We start from the raw sequence: 24,898 nt of genomic DNA, 5'->3' as shown, positions 1-24,898 counted from the left end.
TAACCTAAACCTAACGATTGCTATGAAAAAAGTCACCATTATCGGCAGTGGTAATATTGGTCTTTCTTTGGCAAAGGGACTTGTAAAAAGCGAATTTGCGCATGCTGCTGATATTACACTGACAAGGAGAAATCTCAACGCATTGGCCAATGAAGCCAGTAGTGGCTTTTCAGTAAGCAATGATAATAAAAATGCAGTTCAGGGGGCTGATATTGTCGTCTTTGCTATCTTACCGCAACAGCTTAAAAAGGTGCTACTAGAAGTAGCCCCTGTAATTGAAAAGACAAATCAAATTTTTGTGTCCGTTGTATCGGGAGTTTCCTGTGCTGATTTAAAAGCGGAGTTGGGTGAGGATGCCACGGTAATACGTGCGATGCCAAATACGGCAATTGCAATCGGTCAGTCAATGACCTGTATTGCCAGTGACAATGCTTCCGATGATAGTTTGAAAGAGATTGAACATATGTTTGAATCAGTGGGGTCAGTAGTTGTCATTAATGAAGATCTCATGACATCGGCAACAGCATTATGTGCGTGCGGTATCGCTTTCTTTCTCCGTGCTATTCGAGCGGCCTCACAGGGCGGAGTTGAAATTGGATTTCATGCGCATGATGCGTTAAAAATGGCAGTTCAAACAGCAAAAGGTGCTGCTGATTTGTTATTGCATACCAATGCTCACCCAGAAGGAGAGATTGATAAAGTAACTTCACCAAAAGGCTGTACAATTGCGGGACTAAATGAGATGGAACATAACGGTTTTAGTTCTGCCTTTATAAAAGGGATTAAACTGTCTGCGGATAAGGCAGGAGGATTGTATCATGAAGGATAAGGAATGCCTGTTTGAAGATGCCTTGAATCTTTTGAAACAATTGATTGGATTGTCCTCTTTGAGTAGAGAAGAGGACCTTACAGCAAATCTTATTTATGGTTTCTTTGAGGAACGAGGCATTAAAGCCTATCGAAAGGGCAATAATATTTGGGTGTATAATGCCCATTATGATCGTACTAAACCAACAATACTGCTCAACTCTCATCACGATACAGTAAAACCAAATACAGGTTATACAAGGGATCCGCTACAGGCTACGGTAGAAGACGGGAAATTGTATGGGCTGGGAAGCAACGATGCAGGTGGCTGTCTAGTCTCTTTGATCGCAACTTTCTTGTATTTTTACCAGCAATCGAATTTAACATATAACTTCTGTCTCGTTGCCAGTGCCGAAGAAGAAATTTCAGGTCGGAATGGTATAGAATCTGTTTTGGATGAAATTGGTCCTATAGATTTTGCTATTGTGGGTGAACCTACCTTATTGGATTTGGCAATTGCCGAAAAGGGGCTGATGGTGTTGGATTGTACCGCTTTAGGAACGGCTGGACATGCCGCACGTAATGAGGGGGATAATGCGATCTATAAAGCGATCAAGGATATTGAATGGTTTCAACATTATGCATTTGAAAGAACTTCTTCAACTTTAGGCCCAATTAAGATGTCGGTAACCGTGATTCAGGCGGGATCGCAGCATAATGTGGTGCCAGCTACTTGTAACTTTGTTGTCGATGTCAGAACCACAGATGCTTATTCGAATGAAGAGACATTGGATATTATCAAGTCTCATGTAAAATCTGAAGTCACAGCGCGGTCGACACGTTTGAAGTCTTCTTTTATTCCTGAATCACACCCAATTGTCAAGGCAGGTATTGCCCTTGGGCGTAAAGTATATGGCTCACCTACGATGAGTGATCAGGCTCTTATCCCTGTTCCTTCTTTGAAGTTAGGACCTGGCGATAGCGCCCGCTCCCATATGGCGGATGAATTTATTTATATTGACGAGATTAGGGCAGGAATAGATCTCTATATCGGCATGTTAGAAAAGATCGTATAAAAAAAGCTTCCATTTTTTTGATGGAAGCTTTTTTTATACTAGACCAAGCTGATTTGACGTTTTATACTCTCTTCGAGAGAGATAATAGTCTCTGTACGTTGGATGCCAGGCACAGATTGAATATCTTCATTCAGTACTTTTCTGAGGTGCACTGTATCTCTACAGATTATTTTGGCAAAAATACTGTATTGGCCAGTACAATAATGTAATTCGACCACTTCTTTGATTTCTTTCAATTTATCTACTGCATCTGCATATTGTGAACCTTTTTCAAGATAGATACCCAAAAAAGCCGTAATATCAAATCCGACTTTTTGAGGATTGATAATCAGATTTGATCCTCTAATGATACCTAGTTCTTCCATCTTCTTCATTCTAACGTGAATTGTACCACCTGATACGATTAGCTTTTTTGCTATTTCGGTATAAGGAATTGAGGCATCGTTCATTAGAATAGACAAGATTTGGATATCCAAATTGTCTAGATCATAGTTTGCATATTGATTTTCCATTAACAATGGGTTTTGTGTTCATTAACTGGCCGTTGCATCAGAATCGGACCAATAGCTAAAACAATTAAATTTATTTCAAAATTACTAAGAATTTTCGGTTTATAGATGTAAATTTAATAAAAAATACGAATTCATATTGATAATGTTATATGTTTTTGGTCGAAACTGCTTACACTTATTTTTGCGCGGAATTTGTTGTTAGATAAGTAATTGCGAGCATGGACGATAGCAATATTGGAGTAAATTATTGAAGCATATATTGCGAATAAATAAAGAATATCGATTTACTGTACTAAAAATTTGGTGAATTTGTGATATTGTATGATCAAAAAAAAAATTGGGGGCCATATCTTGGTACAGTAAATAATATAAATAGGAAAAGGAGATGGAAGAAGTTCAAGACGTAAAGATTTCGAAGAAGAAACCAATTTTTGAAGTTGGCGAGGGACTTCATAAATATCTTAAGCTATATCAGCGCGATGAGAAGCTGCCAATAGGATATAAGGATCTTCTGAATTTCACGGAAACAGTACCCGTCATGGATAAATTTGGCAACGACACCTTTTGGGAGACTCCCCTATATCCACACTACTTTATGGATCAATTGTATGACGGGCTGAAGGTGATCTATGCAAAATTGAAAGCATCGGGTAATACGCGCATCGTTCAACATAAATATATTGATCGTGTAGAATATTGCAGCTTTGGTAATACGAAGCCATTTCGTATACGGATCGTAAATCGTTTAAATGATGTTTACGATTATTTTTACATCAAACAGGCGGACGCGTCGAGAATATATGGATTGGAGCTGGAAGAAATATTGTCTCCCAATCAGGTAAATTACATGGTAGACCATGATACGCTGGTCGAAGAACATATTGTTGGGATCCCTGGAGATACATTTTCAAAAACACGGATGTTTTCTCCGGACTATAATTTGACTCGAATTTCCAAGGAATTTGTAAAATTCAATGAGCGATGTATTATTACCTTGTTGGGTGATATGCGGGCCTATAATTTCGTCATGCAGATTACCCCTGATTTTGATGATTTTCAATTTAGGATTAGAGCTATTGATTTCGACCAGCAGTTTTATGAAGGGAATCCGAAGGTTTATATGCCTCAATTTTTTAAGGAAAACCTTCCTTATGTTAAGCTGGCCATGGAACATTTGAATGAAAAGACCGTATTACAATATCAACAAGAGGAGCGTTCTTCCATTGTACACAGAGTTCGAAGCGAAAGACACCGAATTGCTGATTTAAGGGATGCTTCGCAGACGCAGGTTCTTTCCACTTTAGAAAATATTCGACAGCTACGCGAGGGCTATGCGGAATTCTATCAGAATAATTCCTACCTCAAATGTAAAACGATGACCGATATTGTCGAGCTAAACGTAAAAAATGTGATTCGTCAGGTGCAGATGTAATTACTTGACTCGATCCTTATTGTCTTTGATAAAGGATGACCATCCTGAGTAAGATTTACTGCTGCCAGATACAGCATTCTTCTGAAAAGAATGGCATACAGCAATTGCCAAGCCGTCGGTAGCATCTAGAAACTGAGGTGTTTCTTCAAATTTCAATAGATTCTTTAACATCGCAGAAACCTGCTCTTTCGTGGCATTTCCATTCCCTGTAACAGATTGTTTAATCTTTCTTGGGGAATATTCAAAAATCGGAATATCTTGGGCAAGCGCTGCCGCCATGGCGACACCCTGTGCTCGTCCTAACTTAAGCATTACCTGTATGTTTTTGCCATAAAACGGTGACTCGAGTGCTACACAGTCGGGATTATATTCTTGCATCAAAGCAGAGGTTTTTTTGAAAATACGTTGTAGTTTTAGTGCCTGGTCATCCAAATGTCCCATTTTAATCACACCCATGGAGATCAGGGATATATTATTGCCCACTTCTTTGATGATACCATACCCGAGGACGACTGTTCCGGGGTCGATTCCTAAAATTATTCTTTCTTTCGCCTTTTCCTTCTGCATATACAATAATACAAATTTTGCGTTTTATTCGTGGATTGCCTTCGACAAAACTTAATCATTTGGCTAAAATTTAGTAACATTGCTCTCTAATTATCAAAAGTTGACTGGAATACAAAAAAAATACGTCAGTCTTTTATTGAAGATATTGGTGTTCGCCTTAGCGACTTGGTATATCGTCGTGAAAGTATCTGATAAAAGCAATATTGAGAAGTTTAAGACACTAATTGCCGGATTGGAACAGCATTCTGTTGCATGGACGCTTGTCCTGATCGTAGTATTAATGCTCGTCAATTGGTTGCTTGAGGTAGTAAAATGGCGATACCTCGCATCTAAATTGGAAAATATTTCTTTTTGGAGGGCCTTTCAGTCTGTTTTTTGTGGACTCTCATGGGCCATTTTCACACCTAATAGGATTGGAGAGTACGGCGGGAGGGTACTTTTTTTACAACCTCAGCATAGGGCTAAGGGCGCTGTGGCGATGGGAGTAGGATTATTTGCGCAATTGGTTTTGACAAGCGTTGCAGGCGCGTTGAGTATTGCTTGGTTTGTCTGTAAATTTCTTTTGCCCCCTCTATCGGTGCAATTTGGCGTATGGCTGCTCGCTATTATCTATGCTGCTGGATTTGTCATATTATATTTCAACGTAAAATGGATTGACTTGTTGGTCGGTAAAATAAAGTTTCTGACCCGGATTAAACCCTTTTTTGAAGTATTGGAGCATTATTCAATGTCTGAACTCAGTATTGTTCTTTTAAATTCCTTAGCACGATTTATCATTTTTACCTCTCAGTATATCATCTTAATGAAGCTTACATTGCCTGAACTGCCGCTATTATCGATGATTCTGATGATTTTTATCCTGTTTTTTGTCCAGGCCGCCTTACCAACATTGGATATTTTTGATTTCAGCGTAAGGAGTTTTGTGGCAAGTAATCTTTATAGTTATATCACGACACAGGAAATAGCTGTTATGGCTATTGTTTCCTGTATTTGGTTTGTGAATTTGATTCTTCCGGCAGTATTTGGTTCTATTTTTGTTTTTAAGATTAATTTTTTCGGTGATACAAATACTTAACTATTTATTGATCAGTTTTGCCTGCATTTACGCAATTCTAGTTTTATGGATGCGTAGAGGCTGGACTTTAATCCCAGTACCCAGCAATCTTAATCAGCCAACAAAAGCGATTTCTGTGATCATTGCTGCACGGAATGAGGAGCTCAACATAGGCCGTACCATCGACTGCATATTGGCCCAGAATTATCCGGCAGCACTCTTGGAACTTATTATTATTGACGACCATTCAGACGACAATACATCGTTGATTGTGAAGAAATATGCTGGAAAAGGGGTTAGGCTAATTCAATTGAATGAAAATGGACGTTTAAATTCATACAAAAAACTGGCAATTTCAAGGGCTATAGCATGCTGTAAGGGCGAGATTATTATAACCACTGACGCAGACTGCCGTATGGGACCAAATTGGTTAGCGACGGTGGTAGGTTCATTCGAAAAAGAAAACGCCTATTTACAATCTTCTCCAGTGGTATATTCAGAAGAAAAGGTTTTTTTTGAACGACTCCAAACCTTGGAATTCCTTTACTTGATAGGCCTTGGCGCTGCGGGTATTGGAAATAAGAAACCAACAACTTGTAATGGGGCAAATCTGGCGTATCGGAAAGATATTTTTAAACAGATGGGCGGATTTAAAGGAATCGACGAGCTTGCTTCGGGAGATGATGAACTTTTTTTACATAAAGTCGCAGAACAGTATCCCGATAAAATAACGTTTTGCAAATCAAAAGATGCTATTGTTTATACAGATGCCAAACCAGATTTAAAGTCATTTATCAGTCAGCGCCGACGCTGGGCTTCAAAAAGTACCAAATATAAAAATAAAGGTGTGATTGCCCTGGGTATTTCCATTTGGTTTTTTAATGTATTGATCTTAGTTGCTTTGGTTCTCGCTCTTTTTGGCGTAAATTTCGTTGCCTGGGTCGTACTTTTTGCATTACTATTAAAGATGATCGTCGAATGGCTATTTATTCGGCCTTTAACTGTATTCGCCAGCAGAAAAGAACTTTTATGGTATCTTCCTTTACTGAGCTTAGCGCACATCTTTTACCTAACTTATATCGGAATATTAGGGAATGTTGGGAAGTATGACTGGAAAGGTCGACAGGTCAAATAATTTTTTCCTATTTTTCGACCTTCAATCTTATGGCTTCTTCAGCTGATTTTACGATTTCCTCAATTGTCTTACCTTCTGTATCTAAGGGATTAAGTACCTCCCAAGTCATATGTAGAAACGGTGTCAGGGGGTACATTCCATACTGTACCATTTCGTAGGACCCGGTGATGGCAACTGGAACAACGAGTGCATTTGGATTTTTCTTTAATAATGTAGCAATTCCACCCACATGGAACGCCTTCATTTTACCAGTTTTCGATCTTGTTCCTTCTGGAAAAATAAATGCAGACCAATTTTTTGTTTTCATGTTGTTGGCGAGTTTCAGTATCTCGGCAATAGATTGTTTGGGGTCATTGCGATCGATATTTGCGGCGCCGCCATGTTTTAAGTTAAAAGATATACTCGGTATACCACTAGCAAGTTCTATTTTGGAAATAAACTTCCCATGAAATCTGCGTAAGAAATAGATCATTGGGGGGATATCAAACGTACTCTGGTGGTTTGCTACAAACACAACGGGCTGTCCAGTTGGAATATTTTTATTGTCAATAAATGTCACGCGATTAAATAGTGTGTAATAGGACGCAACAAGACAGGCATTTAATAGATCTACACTCCTTTTATGGGCATTGTATCCCCCAAGCTTCAAACATAGCCACTGTATGGGGTGGAAGATAATCAAGGATAAACCAAAACAGAACCAAAATATTATAGATAGGAAATAGCCTAAAAACTTCTTCATAAACGTTATTTAATGATACAAATATATCATTAAGCAATGGTTTTTGAAAGATATTGATTTTATAGTGTTTTATTTTAACATTATTAATGTTATATTTAATAATGTTAATGTAAATATTGATTAATGAAAAAGATACCCAGTGATTGTCCCTGTTGTGAAGCGAAGTTAAAGGTTTCTAAATTAGTTTGTGACGCCTGTGAGACTGAAGTAGTTGGTAAATTTTCGTTACCCTTACTCACGCAGCTCACTGTCGAAGAACAGGAATTTGTCATGAACTTTTTGAAGCATTCGGGAAGTTTAAAGGAAATGGCCAATCAGATGGGAAAATCCTATCCAACAGTGCGTAATATTCTCGATGATCTGATCTATAAATTGAAATCTCTTACAAGTACAATGGCCTAGAAAAATTCACCGATTAACTGTTGAAAGTGGTGCAAAAGGGCGATAATGTAGTGAAAGGAGCTGGTAAAAATGGAGCTACTCTTGTTCGGCATGTTCGGAGTCGTCAGTTTATTATTGCTGTATTATCAATTCTATTTATTGATTAAGGGTATGAATGTTGCAGTTAACAATAAGAAAATGGAGATCAGTATACTATTTGTGGCACTATATTTTATACTGGATCTATGTATACAGTTTAATTTCTAGTAAAGAAGACAATGAGAAAAATTTTATACCTATTTATCATTTTTTTCCACTTTTCATGTTCTCATGCGCAGACATTTGATGGATCCTGGAAGGGTGAGGTTGAGGTGTCAGGTCAGAAGTTGCTACTGGTATTCAATCTACAGCAAGATAGCACAGGGAAATGGAATGGAACCTTTGAAAGTCCAATGCAAACTTCACAAAAATTCGCAATAAGCCAAATACGGATCCAACATGATTCTATTTGGATGGATGTGAAAAATATCGGTTTAGCTTATGCAGGTTTTTTGGATCGGGACAAAGATGTGATGAAAGGTGGCATGAAGCAGGGAACTTTTGAATCTGCGATGATTCTGGTTAGGAGCGAAAATGAACAAAGTGGACTGTCTCGTAAGCAGGATGTTTTTCCTCCTTATAACTATATGGAAGAGGAAGTATCATTTAAAAATAACAAAGGTAATTCCTTTTTAACTGGATCCTTAACCTATCCAAAGGGTAAGGGGCCATTTCCTGCAGTAGTATTGGTCAATGGTAGTGGACAACAGAATAGAGATTCTGAAATGTTTGGCCACCGACCATTTAAGGTTCTCGCTGACCATCTTACTAAAAATGGTTTTGCGGTATTGCGTTATGATGACCGTGAAATCGGAGGATCGAAAGGAGAAGTGAATTTAGCGACAACGATCGATTTTGCTTCTGATGCAAATGCTGCAGTTGATTTTTTGAGCAAAAAGAACATCGTCGACGTTGATAAAATCGGAATGATTGGCCATAGCGAGGGTGCTTTAATTGCCGAAATAGTCGCATCCGAGAATGATAATGTAAAGTATATTGCACTTCTATCGGGACCGGTATTAAAAGGAGACTCATTATTAATCTTACAGAGTTATGCTTTAGGGAAGGCGGGTGGCTTGTCAGAAGCTGCATTAACGATTAATAAAGCAAACAACAGAAAATTATATACTATTTTAATGAGGGATGAACCACCAAAAGTTTTGGCTGAAATTTTGGAAAAGGAACTTGTTCGTCAAAATAACAACAATCCACTGACTCCCGATATGAGAATTAAGCTCAGTCCGATGATGAGTCCTTGGTTTAGGACTTTCCTCAGCATTGATCCGGCTTATTATCTGAAGCAGCTGAAAGTACCTATTTTTGCTTCTTTTGGCGGGAAAGATGTTCAGGTACCTGCAAATGAAAATATTTATAGCCTTCAGCGTCTTCGCCTAAATACAACAGATGTGACAATTAAAGATTATCCAAACTTAAACCACCTTTTTCAAAGTACTCAAACAGGGAAAATCGAAGAATACTTTGAGAATTCAGAAAGTTTTAATGAGCAACTGATGGATGATTTAACGAAGTGGCTTCAGATGAAGACCAAGTAGTTAAGTGTATATCCTTTTCGTTTTTACTACAAAAAAAGGTAATTTAATAGCTTATTAAATTACCTTTTTTTTGTTTTTTATACAGATTTAAATTCTTCCAGATCTATTCGCCTTAAGGTGTTGTATTTGCTACAGGAAGTATTTTTCCATTAAAATAGCGGTGTCCATTTTGAGCGAAATCCGCTATATAGCGTCCCATTTCGAAGGCCAATGTACCGGCTTCAACACCAGGAAAAGCGGCTTCAAACATTTCAGTCTGTGAAGATCCCAACGCTAAACAGTTCACCTTAATTCCCTTTTCCTTAAATTCTTCAGCCAAACACTCTGTAAGTACCGATAAGGCTCCTTTACTGGCTGAATATGCTGAAAGGCCAGAAAACTTCATTGATCCTTGAAAACCGCCCATGCTGCTGATATTTACAATATGTGATCCTGCGTGCATCATGGGAACAACATGCTGTATCATATTAACGTGCCCCATTACATTGGTCTGTAACATTTCAGCAAAATCTTGTCCATCAGTTTCCATAAATGGCTTATAGATAAGTGCACCCGCATTGTTGATCAAAATATCAACCTTATCAAATTTTGACTGAATGAAGGGCACTAACGTAGCATAGTCGTCGTAGACAATATCAAATTGGGCGGGATACAACGCTCCGCCGTCAAAATTGAGTTGGCCTGCAATTTCGTGAAGCTTTCTTAGTTTGTCCGCTGATCTGGCCAATGCAATTACGTTGTTGTCCTTTTTAGAGGTCAAATCCAATACCGCTTCAAATCCAACACCACTGCTGGCTCCTGTAATAATAATATTTGCCATGTTATTCTTCTAGTTTTTGACTTTGTTCAACTTCTTCGACAGTAGGCAATTTGTCTTCTCCGATGGCTTTGGGATGGAAGATATAGTAAATCCCCGAAAGCGCAACGAGAGCAGAAATAATATAAAATAACAATGTGATTAAAACCGCATTGTGTGAGTCGACATGAAAGATACCCGCTCCCCACATAATTACAAGTTCGCGCATGCCTAAGCCTCCAACGGAAAAGGGAATGATTGAAACGAGCGAAGATGCCAGAAATAAAAACAGGTAAGGGGAGAATTTGCCGCTAAAACCTAAAGCATAAAGAATGAGGATTGCTGCGATCACTTGCATCGACTGTACGCCGATGGCTTTTAAATGAGCTTTTAAAAATGTTGATTTGTATTCCTTAAAGAACTTGGTGACAATAAAATAATAGAGAATGCTCCCTAAAATAAATAAAATAATGGTCAGATAGTTTGGAATTCCCAGCTGTGGCATATAGGTAACCAGTGCTGCAATAATAAGGCATAATGCCCATAAACCACTTAATCTGTCTAAAAATAGAGCCGTGAATAATTTTCTTCCTTTAATATTAAATCGTTTCCTGAGGAAGAATATCTTGTACCCATCCCCGCCCACACCACCAGGTAGGATAAGGTTATAAAATAAACCAAGTTGATACAATTTTAAGTTATATTTTTCGGTGACATCCAGGCCGATTGCTTTTAAAAATGTTAATAAGCGCGAAGAAGAAATAAAAATAGAGATACTATACGCGACTAAAGCAAAGAATAGGTAAAGTGGGTTGGAATGGATGATGGCTTCTTTGAGGTCTTTTACCGATACCTTGCTGAATACCCAATATAAGGCGCCCACCGTAACAACAACCTTTGCTATATTTTTGGCTATTTTGAGCCCTTTTTTTCTATCCATATAAAGTTATACGTTCAATCCTCCTCGGCTAATTGGCGATTTGGCGAATCCAAAGTTAGAAACTTTGCGGAGATGTGCAATTTTGCTTAAGCAATCGTTGGGTAAATTCTTGAATACAATAATATCAAATACAAAATACCAAAGATAGTCGCGAGCGAAAATAGCCAATTTAGGTCAATTCTGTTATATTTGTGTTTGAGTACGGCAATCATTAATCCAATGATGATGCAAAATAATAAAATAGGAGCGACAAGGGCTATCTTATTTGTAAATGCAAGGCTTATCTGATCCAATTTGCTTTTTGCTTCCTGTCCTAAAAATAGCGGATAAGTAGCAAAGGCTAATAAAATGACGAATAGCCGCAATAGCGTTTTCGCTATTATTTTGCTTATGGTATGATTTTTGGCTGTAATCTGCATGATTTGTGATTTAATTTACTCCAAAAATACAATTTGAAATTAAAATTTATACATATGAATCGATTCGTTTTATCATTAGCAACTGTTTTTGCTACCGTGACCTTATTTTCTTGTGGAGCACAAAAGCAAGGTACATCCACTGGAAATCCTTCTTCCAATACGAGTGCAGCTTCTGGTCCAAGCGCTTCTGATTGGAAATCTGCCGTTAAAGGAACTTGGACATTGAATACAATCGATAGAGAGAATTTGCCATCTTCATTCACAATCAAAAGTGTTTTTGAAGAGGCCCCTGCAGAATGTTTTGTAGGCAGTACATGGAACTTTATAGGAAATGGTAAGGGGGCAATTACCTTTAATGCTCAGGGAACGCTGTGCGCTCCAGGTGCATCACGTGAGATCTTTTGGTCGATCTATAATCCTGGAAAAGGTCTGGGAGAACCTCAGTTTCAGTTTAAAAAAATCTATGCAGGAGACAAAGCGAAGAACGTAACGACAGGTTATCGTTTGGATTTATCTTATTCGGATGGGAATAAATTAGTTATGCGTATGCCGTTGACCGTTGCTAATGGAGAGGCGTATTTAGTCTTTAATTTCACGCGCGCTAATTAACCTTAAACGATAAAAGTAGAAAAACATTAAGCTATAGGATTTCCTATGGCTTTTTTTGTTTAAAATTTAATACTTTTACATTCCCAATTCATTATGATTATTTACGCTATAGCTGGGGGGAATCACAACATTTTGAAGCAGTTTATGCATAGAATCTTGTGGACGGATACGCTTAACGTAAGTATGATGATGGGACAAATACCTGGTGATTCGTCGGGTATTGCATAATCTAGAGAGAAACATGGCTGAACAACACACCAAAACTGCTTTAATAACGGGTATAACAGGACAAGATGGTGCCTATCTAGCAGAATTCTTATTAAAAAAGGGGTACAAAGTGCACGGTTTAAAACGTCGAAGTTCTTTGTTTAATACAGATCGTATTGACCACCTTTATCAAGATCCTCATCTTGACAATAGAAATTTTACTTTGCATTTTGGCGATTTGACTGATTCAACCAATTTAATTCGTATTATACAAGAAACACAACCGGATGAGATCTATAATCTTGCTGCACAGTCTCACGTAAAAGTTAGTTTTGACACCCCAGAATATACGGCAAATGCAGATGGTATCGGTACATTACGTATTCTTGAAGCGGTTAGGCTATTGGGAATGATTGAGAAAACCCGGATTTATCAGGCGTCTACTTCTGAGCTTTATGGTTTGGTGCAAGCGGTTCCACAAAGCGAAACAACACCTTTTTATCCCCGTAGTCCTTATGCTGTCGCCAAAATGTATGGTTATTGGATTACTGTAAATTACCGCGAAGCTTATAAGATGTATGCCTGTAACGGTATTTTGTTTAATCATGAGAGCCCTGTAAGGGGAGAAACCTTCGTGACACGTAAAATCACCAGAGCCGTTGCAAAGATAGCTCTTGGACTTCAGGATAAGCTATACCTTGGTAATCTGTCTGCGCAGCGCGACTGGGGGCATGCGAAGGATTATGTGGAAGCGATGTGGTTGATTCTTCAACAGGAAACACCGGAAGATTTTGTAATAGCCACAGGTGTGACCACTACCGTTAGAGAGTTTGTACGGATGGCTTTTGCTGAATTGGGTATTGAGATTGAATTTAGTGGAAAAGGAGAACAAGAAAAGGGGGTTATTATTGATATTGATGAAGAGCGTTTGCTGCAGTTGAATATCGATCAGTCAGTGATTAAATTTGGTCAGACTGTTGTCAAAGTTGATCCTACATATTATAGGCCGACTGAGGTCGACTTACTTATTGGTGATCCCACAAAAGCAAATACAAAACTCGGATGGAAGCCAAAATATGATCTCCAAATGCTGGTAACAGATATGGTACAATCTGATCTTCACTTGATGAGGAAGGAAGAATATTTGAAAAAAGGAGGATTTGAAACTTTAAATTATTTTGAATAAGTTACAATCTGTAGCAGAAAATAAAACTGGAATAATTTTTGTTTAAACATTCAATAGTATAGATTTATACTATGAATATGACAGTATATTATGATAAATTCAGACGTTGTTTCGAGTAAGAAAGAAGAAGAAGAAAAAAAGAAAGATTCTTCGAAGATTTACTTCTTTATCATTGCGATAGCGGCATTACTTGCAACAAATATATATTTTTATGTTAAGTTTAAAACCAACGGTGAAAAGGTTTATACGCTTACAGTTGAAAAAGAGAATCTTCAGGTGCAGATAGATCGTATTGAAGCTGAATTGGATAAAATCGATGTAGAAAATGTGCAATTGACTCCAGAGATGACACTGCAAAAGCAGGATTCCAGAATGGAGATTGCGGTGCTTCGTAAGAAGCTCGAAAATAAAAGTATTACTCCTAAGGATATCGATGACGCGCAGCTAAAGATCGATCGGCTTAAAAAACAGGTTGATACTTATCGTGTAAATGTTCAAAGGCTGATTCAGGAAAATCAAATTTTATCTAAACAAAATGTTAATCTGAATGAATCTGTAGTCGAAAAGGAAAAGCAAATTACTTCATTGGTGACTTCAAATTCTGAATTGAAAGAGAAGGTTGCAACAGCTTCTGCCCTGAAAGTTTCAAGCATTAGTATAAATGGCCTTGAAGTCAAAAAAAATGGAAAGGAATTAGTAGAAGAACGTGCTAAGAAAATTGACAAGTTAAAAGTCAGTTTTACCATTGCTGATAATCCTTTAGCAAAAAATGGAGAACGTGATATATATGTCAGAATTATCGATCCACAAGGAAATCTAGTCGTGCAGGACGATAATATTTTCTATGTACATGGCGAGAAATTGCAGTATACATTTAAACATAATATTTTGTTTACCAACAAGGGTGAAGATTATATCATTTATTGGGCGGCAGAGCAGGGATTTTCTAAAGGTGCCTATACGGTATTGTTATATGAAGATAATGCAATCATGGGACGATCAACGATTGTGTTGCGTTAAAAGGAGATAAACGAATAGAAAAGCTCTTTACATGGTTGTAAAGAGCTTTTTTAATGAAATACAAATCCGTAATACATCGATCCTTAAAAAATAGGGTCATGGCTATCAAGTCACTTTAATGTATTGAATACCATCAATATTAGGCTATAAGCTCGATATACCTGGTTTCTCCAATTTCTGTTATCGCTGTTGCTTCTAATCACTATTAAGATTCTGTCAGCTGTAAGGGAAGCAGGATATGAAATGTCGTGCCTTCGCCTTCTACGGTCTCAAAATAGATCTGGCCGTTACTTGCTTCGATTGTTTTCTTGACAAGTACCAATCCTAAACCATTTCCCGAACTTTTTGTGGTGAAATTTATCTGGAAAATTTTATCCTGCATTTCCTTCGGAATTCCATATCCATTGTCTTTGATATCTATTTTAACAAAATTATCCGAGTAGCGTTCAATGAAAATTTCGATTTTCATGTTTTTTCGCCCATAGCCACCCTCGATTGCATTTTTTATCAAATTATTGAATGTCCGCAAGAGTTCATTACCATCAGCTTTTACAATCAATGTTTTATGATCAGCGTTATTGATGAGACGGATACTAACACTCGGTGTATTATTGTATAACGAAATCGACTTTATTATTTTTTCAACGATATTGATATTCTCCATTATGGTATTTGGAAATTTTGCAAAATGCGAAAATTCGGATGCAATATGCGTCAGTGCATCGATTTGCTCGATAAATGAAATAGAGAATTTATTAAATCTGTCTGGAAATTTAGGGTCATCATCTTTGTAAGACCTGCGTAGTTGCTGAATACCTAATTTCATTGGTGTCAGTGGATTTTTAATTTCATGCGCTATCTGCTGGGCCATCTCACGCCAGGTGGATTCCCGCTCCGTATCTTTGATTTTATTGGCATAGTCTTCAAGTTTTATGATCATGAGGTTATATTCTTTGATCAATGTGCCTATTTCATCATTTCGCTGCCAAAATAATGGCTCATTGGGTTGTCCCAAGCGCAGCTGTGAAATTTTCTTACTGATGATGCTCAGTGGATTGGTGACACTGTTGGCAACAAACGTGGCATAAAATCCAAAACCAATGATGATCAGTGAATAAATATTTACTATCGTATTTAAAAGAAGATTTTTATTGATATTTTCTTCTTTTTGAAGGGAGAAGTTTGGTATACCAATATACGCCAGTGTATTGTAATTTTTGTCCCTGATGGTGGCGTAGCTCGTCTCAAATTGGAAAGTACCTATCCGCTCATCTTCAATTGTCTCTGACTTTTTTAATATCGATAGATTCTTCAGTGCAGCGGGATTGATGAATGTAGAGAAAAGCTCCAAATCGTAAATTCTACGCTGTGAACTATACAGCAATCTACCTGATTTTGAATAAAGATTGAAGTCCTTCGATATTGTTTCGGACAATGTCTTTAGAATGCTGATGAGTTGAGTTTCGGTGGAAATTTCATCCGTATAGGTCAGCATATTTTCCATCCGTTTGCCAAGTTCGATTATAAAACGCTCTTTACTTGTTTTATTGTTGTTATAAAGTTGTTTATTGATACTTATATAAGAAATTACACCTGAAATGAGAATAGCGAGTATGACCGAGGAGATAATAGATGTTTGAATACGTGTAGAATATTGTATCTTATTCACAATTCTGTAGAACTGATACCTTAAATTCCGGAAAGTAAGTTTGGTGTTTTTAAGAAAAATATAGAGTGATTTTATGAAGTGGTAAAGCATAAAAATCATAAAGAACACCAGAAATAGAAAAGATGTAGTCGCTAAATAATCCCAAAAAGAAGGTTTTTGTTTACTGATAACATAGGTTGAAAATTTATTGGCGATGTAGGCCATGTGCAGATATGCATCTTTGTCTAGAATCTCAATATATTCTCCAGGAGTACCTTTGAGACCTCTTAAATTGTTTTCATAAGTGTATTTTCCAAATTGTGTTATTAGAGAACCTGCTTTATAAAGGGCTATCGAATAATCTCCTTTATTATAGTACTGTGAATTGTTGATCCGCATATCGGTAAGGATTTCGGGATAAGGGACGGTATAACTGAAGTCTTTATTGGAGAGATTGATAATAACGTTGACGATTCTATTTTGGTCAATCGCCACTGGAATGATAGAAAAGTATTCATGTGTACCCAGCTCTCCGCCAGCACGATAGAAGTTTTGAGTTACTTTTATCGACTTATTGATCACTTTTTCCCGATATTCATTGAGCTTATTCTGGCTTGCGGCATTAAGTGGATTATTGTTCTGATCATAATAATAGGCTTTGAATTCGTACTTGGAGAGATAGCCGCTGAAGTATTTTTTCTTAATGAAGTCGTTGATGCCCTCAGTGTTTGTGTAGGGTAGACTGATATTAAATAGATGCTTTAATTCTTGATCGTTTGCCAGACTACTTTCAATATCGGAGAATAACGAAACGGCATTCACATCATCTTCGGACTGTAGGTTGCCCAACAATATCTTCATGTCAATCAAGTTCCTTTCCTGGTAGAAACGGGCGTGCGTAATAGCACTTATGATTGCCCAAAGTATCAGTACCGCGATGTAGTTTGTGAGTATATGCCGATTGAAATACTTCTCACCAAATGATTTAATAAGGATTATTAGCGCAAGCAGTAAGTTGACTAGGCTATTTTTTTCTATATAAAAGGAAATGATCAAAATGACAAAGACGACACATGCCAGTTGAATGTTGAGTAACTGCGTTGGTTTTAACTCTAATTTTTTAAGGAAAAATAGCACAAGGTCGATGTAGATACTTAAAGCCAGAATACCGATGCCGACGACGCCAAGATCGACCCAACTTAGGAAATGTAAATCGACCAGTTTTGTAAAATCAAAATAAATATTGTTGGAGTGCGTAATTAACGTTCCGGAGATATCGTATAATAGCCCGAACGACAGGTATATACTCAGAATAAATCCGATGGCTATGGGCACTCGAAAGAGCCGGATGTTTTTTATTTTGTCAAAATTAAGCTCTTTGCGAATTGAATAGATAAATAGAATGAGCCATAATATTAAGATTGTGGTGGACATGACCGACCAGATGTTCGGGAAGAAACGATTATAGGCATAGTTGCGCGAGTCGAAAATTGAAAATGTCGCATTTTCAGAGAGCAAATTCCATTTAAGATCGGAGAATTTGACCAAACTAAATATCGCCAACAGCAATAGAATAGACCACCAGGCCCTGCCTGTTTTGGCCATATGTAGGCAAAGACTATTGAAGAAGATCAACCACGCAATTAAAGCAAGTAACCAGCAGAAAAATTGCAAAATTGTATAAGCATTTTCATGCTCTCCGTCTTTGAGCTTAACAGAAAAAAGGTAAGATCCCTCTTTACTGTAAATGTTTTTAATGGCTACCGTATCTGTATAGGATGCAATATCGATATTTCTGGAGTCGAAGAAGTTTCTCCGCAGTGAACTGCTTAAATAGAGATTGTTGTTATTGGTATATCCTTTTACAATAATATAGGCGAGTATACTGATATTGCCAATTGTTTTCTTTCTAACAACGTAAGAGCGGTTATCATCTTGGATAAAATTGGATTTTTCAGGAAATCCCTGATCAGTAATCGGTACAAATAGATGTGTGCTCCACATCTTCGGCTCATGGTCCTTAAAAAGAAATAGATAGACGTTTTCTTTGGTTTTGAATTTTTCAAAGGCCTGATAAACCGCGATTGGATACTGATCGTAGTTTTTGAAAGTTTTGAGTAAAAGAGAATCGTTGAAAATACGGTCCACTTTTTTCTCTTGTTGAGCGATATAGTTATTAAGCGATTTTGTATCAATGTCTAATATTTCCTTATTGGTAACAGATTCTTTGATGGTGATAGCTGTTCCTATAAAGCATAGCGTTAATATAAGTAAGAGTAGTCGAATTTTTATACCAGAATTCACGTTCATCAATTTACATTATTGTAAATATAAAAAAAAGTCCTTGCTTTCTTAGGGCAAGGACTTTTATATTATTTTTCTACATGACCTCCTTTGATTGGTCAGAGAGAATTTTTGCACTATTTTCGCTGCTTTGTAAGCTATTGAAAACACGAAAGGTATCGAATGCCGATAATTAAACGTGAGGCTCTTCTTGTCGGAAGATTTTAGCAGTCAAATACTCGCGGTTTAAGCGAGCGATATTTGTTAACTTGATACCTACAGGACATTCAGCTTCACAAGCACCAGTATTGGTACAGTTACCGAAACCTTCCGCATCCATTTGATCTACCATTGCCTGCGCGCGTTCATATCGCTCAGTTTGCCCTTGTGGTAACAGCGCAAATTGAGATACTTTTGCCGATACGAATAACATCGCAGAAGCATTTTTACATGCTGCGACACAAGCGCCACAACCGATACATGTCGCTGATTCGAAAGCTTCATCAGCAATACGTTTAGGGATAGGAATGACATTGGCGTCAGGAACACCACCTGTATTGATATTGACATATCCACCGGCCTGTTGAATGCGATCAAACGAAGTACGGTCAACAGCAAGGTCTTTTAATACAGGGAATGCAGCAGCTCTCCAAGGTTCAATCACGATCGTTTGTCCGTCGTGGAAGCTACGCATGTGCAATTGACAAGTTGTTGTACCTTCTTTAGGACCGTGAGGGCGACCGTTGATTACTAATGAGCACATCCCACAGATACCTTCACGACAGTCGTGATCGAAATATACAGGATCTTCTCCTTTACGAGTCAACTCTTCATTGACAATATCAAGCATCTCTAAGAAAGACATATCATCAGCGATATCGTTTGCCTGATAAGTTACAAATTGACCTTTATCTTTATCATTTTTTTGACGCCAAACTTTCAGCGTTAAATTCATATGTTGTGCCATGATAATTTTCTTTCTTATTTATAACTTCTTTGTGTTAACTGAACGTTCTCGAATACCAAGTCTTCCTTGTGCAATTGCTCAGGTACATTGTCTCCTTTGTATTCCCAAGCAGATACATAAGCGAATTCCTCGTCATTACGTTTTGCTTCACCTTCTTCGGTTTGGCTTTCCAAACGGAAGTGACCTCCACAAGATTCTTCGCGTTGTAAAGCATCCACAACCATCAATTCACCCAATTCTAAGAAGTCAGCTACGCGGCCAGCTTTTTCTAACGAAAGATTTAATTCTTCATTTTCTCCAAGCACTCTAACATTCGTCCAGAACTCTTTTTTCAACTCTTGAATCAAACCTTGCGCTTTTTTCAGACCTTCAGCTGTACGAGCCATACCACAATATTCCCACATGATGAGACCTAATTTTTTGTGGATATCATCAACAGTTTGTGTACCGTTTAAAGACAATAATTTGTTGATTTTCTCTTCAACTTCCTTGCGGGTAGCCTCGAAAGCAGGATGATTATGATCTACTGGTGCAAATGAACCTAATTTTGCTAAGTAATCTCCCACAGTGTAAGGAATTACGAAGTAACCGTCGGCAAGACCTTGCATCAACGCCGAAGCACCTAAGCGGTTTGCACCGTGGTCGGAGAAGTTACACTCACCTAAAGCATATAAGCCTGGGATTGTAGTCATCAAGTTGTAATCAACCCATACACCACCCATTGTGTAGTGAACAGCAGGGTAGATACGCATTGGTTGTTTATAAGGGTTTTCGTCAGTGATTTGATAATACATGTCAAATAAGTTGCCATATTTAGCACGTACAGCATCCTCACCTAAACGACCAATAGCTTCTTTGAAATCCAAGAATACGGCGAAACCGGTTTTACCAACACCACGGCCATCATCAACAGCTTCTTTTGCATTACGTGATGCCACGTCGCGTGGTACTAAGTTACCGAATGAAGGGTATTTACGCTCCAAGAAATAATCTCTGTCTTCTTCTTTGATATCGTTGGCTTTGATCTCACCTTTACGCAATCTTTCAGCCATTTCTTGAGTTTTAGGAACCCATACACGGCCGTCATTACGTAAAGACTCTGACATCAGTGTCAATTTAGATTGGTGATCTCCAGTTACCGGGATACACGTTGGGTGGATTTGAGTGTAACATGGGTTAGCGAAGTAGGCACCACGTTTGTGTGCTCTCCAAGCAGCTGTTACATTACAACCCATCGCATTTGTAGACAAGAAGAATACGTTACCGTAACCACCAGTACACATCAATACTGCGTGTGCAGCATGCGTTTCGATTTTACCTGAAACTAGGTCACGCGTTACGATACCTTTCGCATGCCCATCGATCATCACAAGGTCTAACATCTCATGACGGGTATACGATTTTACTTTCCCTTTTTTAATCTGGCGGTTCAATGCTGAATAAGCACCTAACAATAATTGTTGTCCTGTTTGACCACGGGCATAGAACGTACGGCTTACCTGTGCACCACCGAAAGAGCGGTTATCTAATAAACCTCCATATTCACGTGCAAATGGAACACCTTGAGCGACACATTGGTCGATGATATTAACAGATACCTCTGCCAAACGGTAAACGTTGGCCTCACGAGAGCGGTAATCACCACCTTTGATTGTATCGTAGAATAAACGGAAAACAGAGTCCCCATCGTTTTGGTAACTCTTTGCTGCATTGATACCACCCTGTGCCGCGATAGAGTGTGCACGACGTGGTGAATCTTGATAACAGAATGTAATTACATTGTATCCTAACTCGGCTAACGAGGCTGCTGCAGATGCACCAGCAAGTCCTGTACCAACAACAATAACTGTAAATTTACGTTTGTTAGCAGGGTTAACCAGCTTCAGATTAAATTTATGATTTGACCACTTTTGGGCTAATGGGCCCGCTGGTACTTTTGAATCTAACATATCTCTTAATTTTATATTGATCGATAGAGCCGGAGCTTTATCTTAAAAGATTCTGAATTATTTAAAGAAGAAAAACAATGGCATTATTGCAAAGCCAATTGGAATTAATACCCCAAATACCCAAACACCGATTGCTCTGACAATTCCAATATATCTTCTGTGGTTAAAACCTAAAGTTTGGAATGCAGATTGGAAACCATGAATTAAGTGGAACGCCAAAGCTGCCATTGCAATCACATACAAAGCTACCAATGCAACATTTTTGAAAGCAAAATCAACTTGCTTGTACAAATCTCTTGCCTTTACGATTTGAACATTGTTTTCTACCGTTTCTTGGTAGTCATGGAATTCAGATGCTTGAAGTTCTCTCGCTGTGGTTTGCCCAGTTGCCAAATCAGTACGGTATTCGATGTACGGCACTTCATCATTGTGAAACTTCCACCAAAAATTAGACATGTGTGTCGCTAAGAATACTAAAATGACAGTACCTAAGATACCCATGTTGCGTGAATTCCACTTGCTGTTTGCTTGACCATCATATTTGGCATAACCAATAGGACGGGCGGCCTTGTTTTTCATCGACAATATAATAGCGTAGATGACGTGAACAATTACCGAAGCATACAATAAGTAAGAGACAACTTTGATTGGTGTAAAGTGAGTCATAAAATAGGCGTACTTGTTGAACGCTAGACCCGCATCATCTTTAAATAATTGCAAGTTACCAACCAAGTGAACAACTAGGAATAAACATAGGAAGATTCCTGTTAAGCTCATGATTAGCTTCTTCCCAATCGAAGAACTGAAAACTGGCTTTGATTTACTCATTATCCTTGTAATTTAATTTTAATTAGGCAAATCTACTATTTGCTATTAAATATGATACCATTTTGACAAGAAAAAGCAACAATTTAGAACGGTTCTAAAGTTTATTGAAATAAAAAGTCCGTTTTGAATAAAAACGGACTTTCGAACGGTATATAAACTCAGCTTAACCTACTAAAGAATACTAAATAATCTGTAGCCTAAACCGATACTCCACATATTGATTTTTGGATTTGCCTGACTCTCATTATTGACTTTATTTAAGCCCATTTCATAACGTAGATCTACACGCAAACTGGAAACATCAGCGCCTACACCAAATGCCCATGAGGTACCACTCTTTTTATAGTTATTTGGATTTAATTGATCAAAAACCTTATCTTGTTTGTCATCCACCTTAAATGAGAATATTGGCCCCGTCTGGATTCGAGCGCCAATCGGACCTAAGCCAAAACGTTTGCCCAATAACACCGGAACATCCACTGTCGTAAATTTAACATCTGTAGATTCACCATTTTGATTGGTTACTTTTGTGTTTTTACCTGTTAAATAAACCTCAGGCTGAATATGGAAACCTAATACACCAACACGGCCATAAAGCCCCGCTTGATAGCCAGCTTTCGTGTCAGAATTGAAATATTTGCCATCGCTTTTAAGCTTTGAGAAGTTTAAGCCACCCTTAACACCCACCTCAAATCCAGGAAGAAGCTGCGCCTGTGCCGTTGCTACGCTACCAAAAATCAAAAGTAATGCTGGTAAAATCTTTTTCATAATCTTTTATTTATGTATATATTGTATCTTTAAACAAACTTTTACAGTTCAGTAAAGATATACAAATTTTATACCTAAATCTTAGTTATGCTGAAAATTAACGAAGAACAATGGCAAGTAGCCAAAGAGAAACTCCGTCGCAAGTACAATCATTTAAGTGATGAAGATTTAGCTTTTCAAGCAGGAGATGAAGATAAGTTGATCAATAGATTGTCTTTGCGTTTGCGGCGAAAACCTTCCTATGTTTTATTTACGATAGGTAAAGAGATTCAGGATATCAGTAGCAATAGATTATGAGTGATATGATTAGCTGGGGCGATTTTGAGAAGGTGGATTTGAGAGTAGCAACAATTTTGGATGCACAGGATTTTCCAAAAGCGAAGAAACCAGCCTATCAACTGAAACTTGATTTTGGTGATGAGATAGGGATACTGCGAAGCAGTGCCCAGATTACGGTACACTATAGCAAAGAAGAACTGATCGGAAAACAAGTCGTTGCAGTCGTGAATTTCCCCAAAAAACAGATCGCTAATTTTTTTTCGGAATGCCTGGTGACCGGTTTTCCAGATGAAAATGGCGATATTGTTTTGACTTCTGTTGATAAAAAATTACCAAATGGATCTAAACTTAGCTAAGTTTGTGTCATGACATTTATAGATTTTGAAGGAACACAACTGATCGATAGTGATGAGTCTTTTATGCGTATGGCATTGAACGAAGCAAAGATGGCATATGAAGAAGGAGAAGTGCCTATTGGAGCAGTTATTGTTCATCGTGGACGTGTAATAGGGAGGGGGCATAATTTGACACAGCGACTGAATGATGTGACCGCTCACGCAGAGATGCAGGCATTTACAGCAGCTGCAAATTATCTTGGCGGTAAATACCTGGATGAATGTACTTTATATGTCACCATAGAGCCGTGCATTATGTGTGCTGGAGCAGCTTATTGGACACATATCGGGAAGATCGTGTATGGAGCAAAGGACGAAAAACGTGGTTATTCACATTTTCATGATAAGATATTGCATCCCAAAACCGTAATTTCATACGGTGTTTTGCAAGCAGAATGCGCTGATTTAGTAAAATCATTTTTTCGTCAAAAACGTTAGTGAGATATTGAATTTATTGTAATACATAAAAACATAACGTTATATATTGTGTTATATTTGTATATATAAATAGAGTAATAAACATTTAAATTAAAATAGATATGGCATTTGAATTAGAAGCGTTACCCTACGCAGCCGACGCATTGGAACCACATATTGATAAGACTACAATGGAAATCCACCATGACAGACACCATCAGGCCTATGTGGATAATTTAAATAAAGCAATCGCAGGCACAGACGCAGAGAATCTATCGTTATTGGATATCATCAAAAATGTAAGTAAATATTCTGCAGCTGTACGTAACAACGGTGGTGGTCATTATAATCACTCTTTGTTTTGGAAAGTTTTAGGTCCAAACGCTGGTGGAGCCCCAACAGGTGAATTAGCTGAAGCAATCGATGCTACTTTTGGTTCATTTGATGAATTGAAAAAGCAACTTCAAGCTGCTGGCGCCACTCGTTTTGGGTCTGGTTGGGCTTGGTTAATCGTTGATGCTGATGGAAAATTAGCTGTAACTTCTACACCAAATCAGGATAATCCATTAATGGATGTTGCTGAAGTGAAAGGTACACCAATTCTTGGTATTGACGTTTGGGAGCACGCTTATTATTTGAAATTTCAAAACAAGCGTCCAGCGTATCTGGAAGAAATTTTCAATGTGATCAACTGGGATGCCGTAGCGCAAAACTATGCCGCATCGAAATAAAAGTTCATTTGATAATACAATCAGAAAAGCGACAATTCAATTTATTGTCGCTTTTTTTTTTGAAAGTTTCCCGCGGTATTAGCTAAGAAGAGCCTTCA

At 37.9% G+C, this 24,898-nt stretch carries 24 protein-coding genes; 14 read left to right on the top strand and 10 right to left on the bottom strand.

What is annotated here, in order from left to right:
- Nucleotides 1–22 precede the first annotated feature (22 nt).
- Both proC and B2107_RS02835 read left to right on the top strand, forming a co-directional pair.
- Entirely contained in the window at nucleotides 23–829 is an 807-nt protein-coding gene (proC, locus tag B2107_RS02840; RefSeq protein ID WP_293952967.1) for a pyrroline-5-carboxylate reductase, read from the top strand.
- Nucleotides 819–1,883, top strand: a complete 1,065-nt coding sequence (locus tag B2107_RS02835; RefSeq protein ID WP_293952965.1) for a M20 family metallo-hydrolase — start codon at nucleotides 819–821, stop codon at nucleotides 1,881–1,883. The genes proC and B2107_RS02835 overlap by 11 nt, the downstream gene beginning before the upstream one ends.
- Nucleotides 1,884–1,921: 38 nt before the next feature.
- Here the strand turns inward: B2107_RS02835 and B2107_RS02830 are convergent, their stop codons facing one another.
- Nucleotides 1,922–2,395: an Lrp/AsnC ligand binding domain-containing protein gene (locus tag B2107_RS02830; RefSeq protein ID WP_046674894.1), complete on the bottom strand. Its 474-nt coding sequence runs from the start codon at nucleotides 2,393–2,395 to the stop codon at nucleotides 1,922–1,924.
- Nucleotides 2,396–2,780: 385 nt separating this feature from the next.
- On the opposite strand from B2107_RS02830, the gene B2107_RS02825 reads away from it, so the two are divergent.
- Entirely contained in the window at nucleotides 2,781–3,827 is a 1,047-nt protein-coding gene (locus tag B2107_RS02825) for a hypothetical protein (protein ID WP_293952963.1), read from the top strand.
- On the opposite strand, the gene ruvC is transcribed toward B2107_RS02825, so the two are convergent.
- On the bottom strand, nucleotides 3,828–4,394 hold the full coding sequence (gene ruvC, locus B2107_RS02820; protein ID WP_209577727.1) for a crossover junction endodeoxyribonuclease RuvC: 567 nt from the start codon (nucleotides 4,392–4,394) through the stop codon (nucleotides 3,828–3,830).
- 100 nt (nucleotides 4,395–4,494) lie between these two features.
- On the opposite strand from ruvC, the gene B2107_RS02815 reads away from it, so the two are divergent.
- Nucleotides 4,495–5,469: a lysylphosphatidylglycerol synthase domain-containing protein gene (locus B2107_RS02815; RefSeq protein ID WP_293952961.1), complete on the top strand. Its 975-nt coding sequence runs from the start codon at nucleotides 4,495–4,497 to the stop codon at nucleotides 5,467–5,469.
- The gene (locus B2107_RS02810; protein WP_293952959.1) at nucleotides 5,453–6,583 is read left to right on the top strand and encodes a glycosyltransferase; all 1,131 of its coding nucleotides are present in this window, start codon (nucleotides 5,453–5,455) and stop codon (nucleotides 6,581–6,583) included. The genes B2107_RS02815 and B2107_RS02810 overlap by 17 nt, the downstream gene beginning before the upstream one ends.
- Before the next feature lie 7 nt (nucleotides 6,584–6,590).
- Here the strand turns inward: B2107_RS02810 and B2107_RS02805 are convergent, their stop codons facing one another.
- On the bottom strand, nucleotides 6,591–7,325 hold the full coding sequence (locus tag B2107_RS02805; RefSeq protein WP_293952957.1) for a lysophospholipid acyltransferase family protein: 735 nt from the start codon (nucleotides 7,323–7,325) through the stop codon (nucleotides 6,591–6,593).
- A 123-nt stretch (nucleotides 7,326–7,448) separates the two neighbouring features.
- Between B2107_RS02805 and B2107_RS02800 the strand changes: the two genes are divergently transcribed.
- A complete protein-coding gene (locus tag B2107_RS02800; protein WP_293952955.1) occupies nucleotides 7,449–7,727 on the top strand; it encodes a DUF2089 family protein in 279 nt (92 codons plus the stop codon).
- A gap of 257 nt (nucleotides 7,728–7,984) precedes the next feature.
- Entirely contained in the window at nucleotides 7,985–9,358 is a 1,374-nt protein-coding gene (locus B2107_RS02795; protein WP_293952953.1) for an alpha/beta hydrolase family protein, read from the top strand.
- Nucleotides 9,359–9,470: 112 nt separating this feature from the next.
- Here B2107_RS02795 and B2107_RS02790 read toward each other — a convergent pair whose 3' ends face one another.
- Together B2107_RS02790 and B2107_RS02785 are read right to left on the bottom strand one after the other, a co-directional pair.
- The gene (locus B2107_RS02790) at nucleotides 9,471–10,178 is read right to left on the bottom strand and encodes an SDR family NAD(P)-dependent oxidoreductase (protein ID WP_293952952.1); all 708 of its coding nucleotides are present in this window, start codon (nucleotides 10,176–10,178) and stop codon (nucleotides 9,471–9,473) included.
- 1 nt (nucleotide 10,179) lies between these two features.
- Nucleotides 10,180–11,094 (bottom strand): lysylphosphatidylglycerol synthase transmembrane domain-containing protein, encoded by a 915-nt coding sequence (locus B2107_RS02785; RefSeq protein WP_293952950.1) that lies wholly within the window; start codon nucleotides 11,092–11,094, stop codon nucleotides 10,180–10,182.
- Nucleotides 11,095–11,567: 473 nt separating this feature from the next.
- Between B2107_RS02785 and B2107_RS02780 the strand changes: the two genes are divergently transcribed.
- The 3 genes from B2107_RS02780 to B2107_RS02770 all read left to right on the top strand — a co-directional run bounded on the left by B2107_RS02780 (nucleotide 11,568) and on the right by B2107_RS02770 (nucleotide 14,535).
- A complete protein-coding gene (locus tag B2107_RS02780) occupies nucleotides 11,568–12,122 on the top strand; it encodes a lipocalin family protein (RefSeq protein ID WP_293952948.1) in 555 nt (184 codons plus the stop codon).
- Nucleotides 12,123–12,363: 241 nt separating this feature from the next.
- Nucleotides 12,364–13,515: a GDP-mannose 4,6-dehydratase gene (gmd, locus tag B2107_RS02775; RefSeq protein WP_293952946.1), complete on the top strand. Its 1,152-nt coding sequence runs from the start codon at nucleotides 12,364–12,366 to the stop codon at nucleotides 13,513–13,515.
- 90 nt (nucleotides 13,516–13,605) lie between these two features.
- Nucleotides 13,606–14,535: a hypothetical protein gene (locus tag B2107_RS02770; protein ID WP_293952944.1), complete on the top strand. Its 930-nt coding sequence runs from the start codon at nucleotides 13,606–13,608 to the stop codon at nucleotides 14,533–14,535.
- 205 nt (nucleotides 14,536–14,740) lie between these two features.
- On the opposite strand, the gene B2107_RS02765 is transcribed toward B2107_RS02770, so the two are convergent.
- From B2107_RS02765 to B2107_RS02745, 5 genes are all read right to left on the bottom strand, one after another.
- Complete coding sequence (locus B2107_RS02765; RefSeq protein ID WP_293952942.1) at nucleotides 14,741–18,493, bottom strand: ATP-binding protein; 3,753 nt, start codon at nucleotides 18,491–18,493, stop codon at nucleotides 14,741–14,743.
- Nucleotides 18,494–18,659: 166 nt separating this feature from the next.
- Nucleotides 18,660–19,433 (bottom strand): succinate dehydrogenase/fumarate reductase iron-sulfur subunit, encoded by a 774-nt coding sequence (locus B2107_RS02760; protein ID WP_293952940.1) that lies wholly within the window; start codon nucleotides 19,431–19,433, stop codon nucleotides 18,660–18,662.
- 14 nt (nucleotides 19,434–19,447) lie between these two features.
- On the bottom strand, nucleotides 19,448–21,382 hold the full coding sequence (locus B2107_RS02755) for a fumarate reductase/succinate dehydrogenase flavoprotein subunit (protein WP_293952938.1): 1,935 nt from the start codon (nucleotides 21,380–21,382) through the stop codon (nucleotides 19,448–19,450).
- 57 nt (nucleotides 21,383–21,439) lie between these two features.
- Complete coding sequence (locus tag B2107_RS02750; protein WP_293952936.1) at nucleotides 21,440–22,210, bottom strand: succinate dehydrogenase cytochrome b subunit; 771 nt, start codon at nucleotides 22,208–22,210, stop codon at nucleotides 21,440–21,442.
- 171 nt (nucleotides 22,211–22,381) lie between these two features.
- Nucleotides 22,382–22,978, bottom strand: coding sequence for a porin family protein (locus B2107_RS02745; RefSeq protein ID WP_293952934.1), 597 nt, complete (start codon nucleotides 22,976–22,978; stop codon nucleotides 22,382–22,384).
- 87 nt (nucleotides 22,979–23,065) lie between these two features.
- Between B2107_RS02745 and B2107_RS02740 the strand changes: the two genes are divergently transcribed.
- The 4 genes from B2107_RS02740 (at nucleotide 23,066) to B2107_RS02725 (ending at nucleotide 24,800) form a co-directional block, all read left to right on the top strand.
- Complete coding sequence (locus B2107_RS02740; protein WP_293952932.1) at nucleotides 23,066–23,275, top strand: hypothetical protein; 210 nt, start codon at nucleotides 23,066–23,068, stop codon at nucleotides 23,273–23,275.
- A 5-nt stretch (nucleotides 23,276–23,280) separates the two neighbouring features.
- On the top strand, nucleotides 23,281–23,613 hold the full coding sequence (locus B2107_RS02735) for a tRNA-binding protein (protein WP_409456568.1): 333 nt from the start codon (nucleotides 23,281–23,283) through the stop codon (nucleotides 23,611–23,613).
- A 9-nt stretch (nucleotides 23,614–23,622) separates the two neighbouring features.
- On the top strand, nucleotides 23,623–24,090 hold the full coding sequence (locus B2107_RS02730; protein ID WP_293952928.1) for a nucleoside deaminase: 468 nt from the start codon (nucleotides 23,623–23,625) through the stop codon (nucleotides 24,088–24,090).
- 101 nt (nucleotides 24,091–24,191) lie between these two features.
- The gene (locus B2107_RS02725; protein WP_293884679.1) at nucleotides 24,192–24,800 is read left to right on the top strand and encodes a superoxide dismutase; all 609 of its coding nucleotides are present in this window, start codon (nucleotides 24,192–24,194) and stop codon (nucleotides 24,798–24,800) included.
- Nucleotides 24,801–24,898 lie beyond the last annotated feature (98 nt).

Origin of the sequence: Sphingobacterium sp. UBA7855 (assembly GCA_002500745.1) — a bacterium.
In the GTDB taxonomy this organism is placed as follows: domain Bacteria; phylum Bacteroidota; class Bacteroidia; order Sphingobacteriales; family Sphingobacteriaceae; genus Sphingobacterium.
This window is presented reverse-complemented; position numbering and strand designations above follow the sequence as displayed.

Bases quoted from the DNA above. Each gene is read 5' to 3' on its own strand.
- proC (WP_293952967.1), top strand. From the start codon at position 23: ATGAAAAAAGTCACCATTATCGGCAGTGGTAATATTGGTCTTTCTTTG.
- B2107_RS02835 (WP_293952965.1), top strand. From the start codon at position 819: ATGAAGGATAAGGAATGCCTGTTTGAAGATGCCTTGAATCTTTTGAAA.
- B2107_RS02830 (WP_046674894.1), bottom strand. From the start codon at position 2,395: ATGGAAAATCAATATGCAAACTATGATCTAGACAATTTGGATATCCAA.
- B2107_RS02825 (WP_293952963.1), top strand. From the start codon at position 2,781: ATGGAAGAAGTTCAAGACGTAAAGATTTCGAAGAAGAAACCAATTTTT.
- ruvC (WP_209577727.1), bottom strand. From the start codon at position 4,394: ATGCAGAAGGAAAAGGCGAAAGAAAGAATAATTTTAGGAATCGACCCC.
- B2107_RS02805 (WP_293952957.1), bottom strand. From the start codon at position 7,325: ATGAAGAAGTTTTTAGGCTATTTCCTATCTATAATATTTTGGTTCTGT.
- B2107_RS02800 (WP_293952955.1), top strand. From the start codon at position 7,449: ATGAAAAAGATACCCAGTGATTGTCCCTGTTGTGAAGCGAAGTTAAAG.
- B2107_RS02795 (WP_293952953.1), top strand. From the start codon at position 7,985: ATGAGAAAAATTTTATACCTATTTATCATTTTTTTCCACTTTTCATGT.
- B2107_RS02790 (WP_293952952.1), bottom strand. From the start codon at position 10,178: ATGGCAAATATTATTATTACAGGAGCCAGCAGTGGTGTTGGATTTGAA.
- B2107_RS02785 (WP_293952950.1), bottom strand. From the start codon at position 11,094: ATGGATAGAAAAAAAGGGCTCAAAATAGCCAAAAATATAGCAAAGGTT.
- B2107_RS02780 (WP_293952948.1), top strand. From the start codon at position 11,568: ATGAATCGATTCGTTTTATCATTAGCAACTGTTTTTGCTACCGTGACC.
- gmd (WP_293952946.1), top strand. From the start codon at position 12,364: ATGGCTGAACAACACACCAAAACTGCTTTAATAACGGGTATAACAGGA.
- B2107_RS02770 (WP_293952944.1), top strand. From the start codon at position 13,606: ATGATAAATTCAGACGTTGTTTCGAGTAAGAAAGAAGAAGAAGAAAAA.
- B2107_RS02765 (WP_293952942.1), bottom strand. From the start codon at position 18,493: ATGAACGTGAATTCTGGTATAAAAATTCGACTACTCTTACTTATATTA.
- B2107_RS02760 (WP_293952940.1), bottom strand. From the start codon at position 19,433: ATGGCACAACATATGAATTTAACGCTGAAAGTTTGGCGTCAAAAAAAT.
- B2107_RS02755 (WP_293952938.1), bottom strand. From the start codon at position 21,382: ATGTTAGATTCAAAAGTACCAGCGGGCCCATTAGCCCAAAAGTGGTCA.
- B2107_RS02750 (WP_293952936.1), bottom strand. From the start codon at position 22,210: ATGAGTAAATCAAAGCCAGTTTTCAGTTCTTCGATTGGGAAGAAGCTA.
- B2107_RS02745 (WP_293952934.1), bottom strand. From the start codon at position 22,978: ATGAAAAAGATTTTACCAGCATTACTTTTGATTTTTGGTAGCGTAGCA.
- B2107_RS02740 (WP_293952932.1), top strand. From the start codon at position 23,066: ATGCTGAAAATTAACGAAGAACAATGGCAAGTAGCCAAAGAGAAACTC.
- B2107_RS02735 (WP_409456568.1), top strand. From the start codon at position 23,281: ATGATTAGCTGGGGCGATTTTGAGAAGGTGGATTTGAGAGTAGCAACA.
- B2107_RS02730 (WP_293952928.1), top strand. From the start codon at position 23,623: ATGACATTTATAGATTTTGAAGGAACACAACTGATCGATAGTGATGAG.
- B2107_RS02725 (WP_293884679.1), top strand. From the start codon at position 24,192: ATGGCATTTGAATTAGAAGCGTTACCCTACGCAGCCGACGCATTGGAA.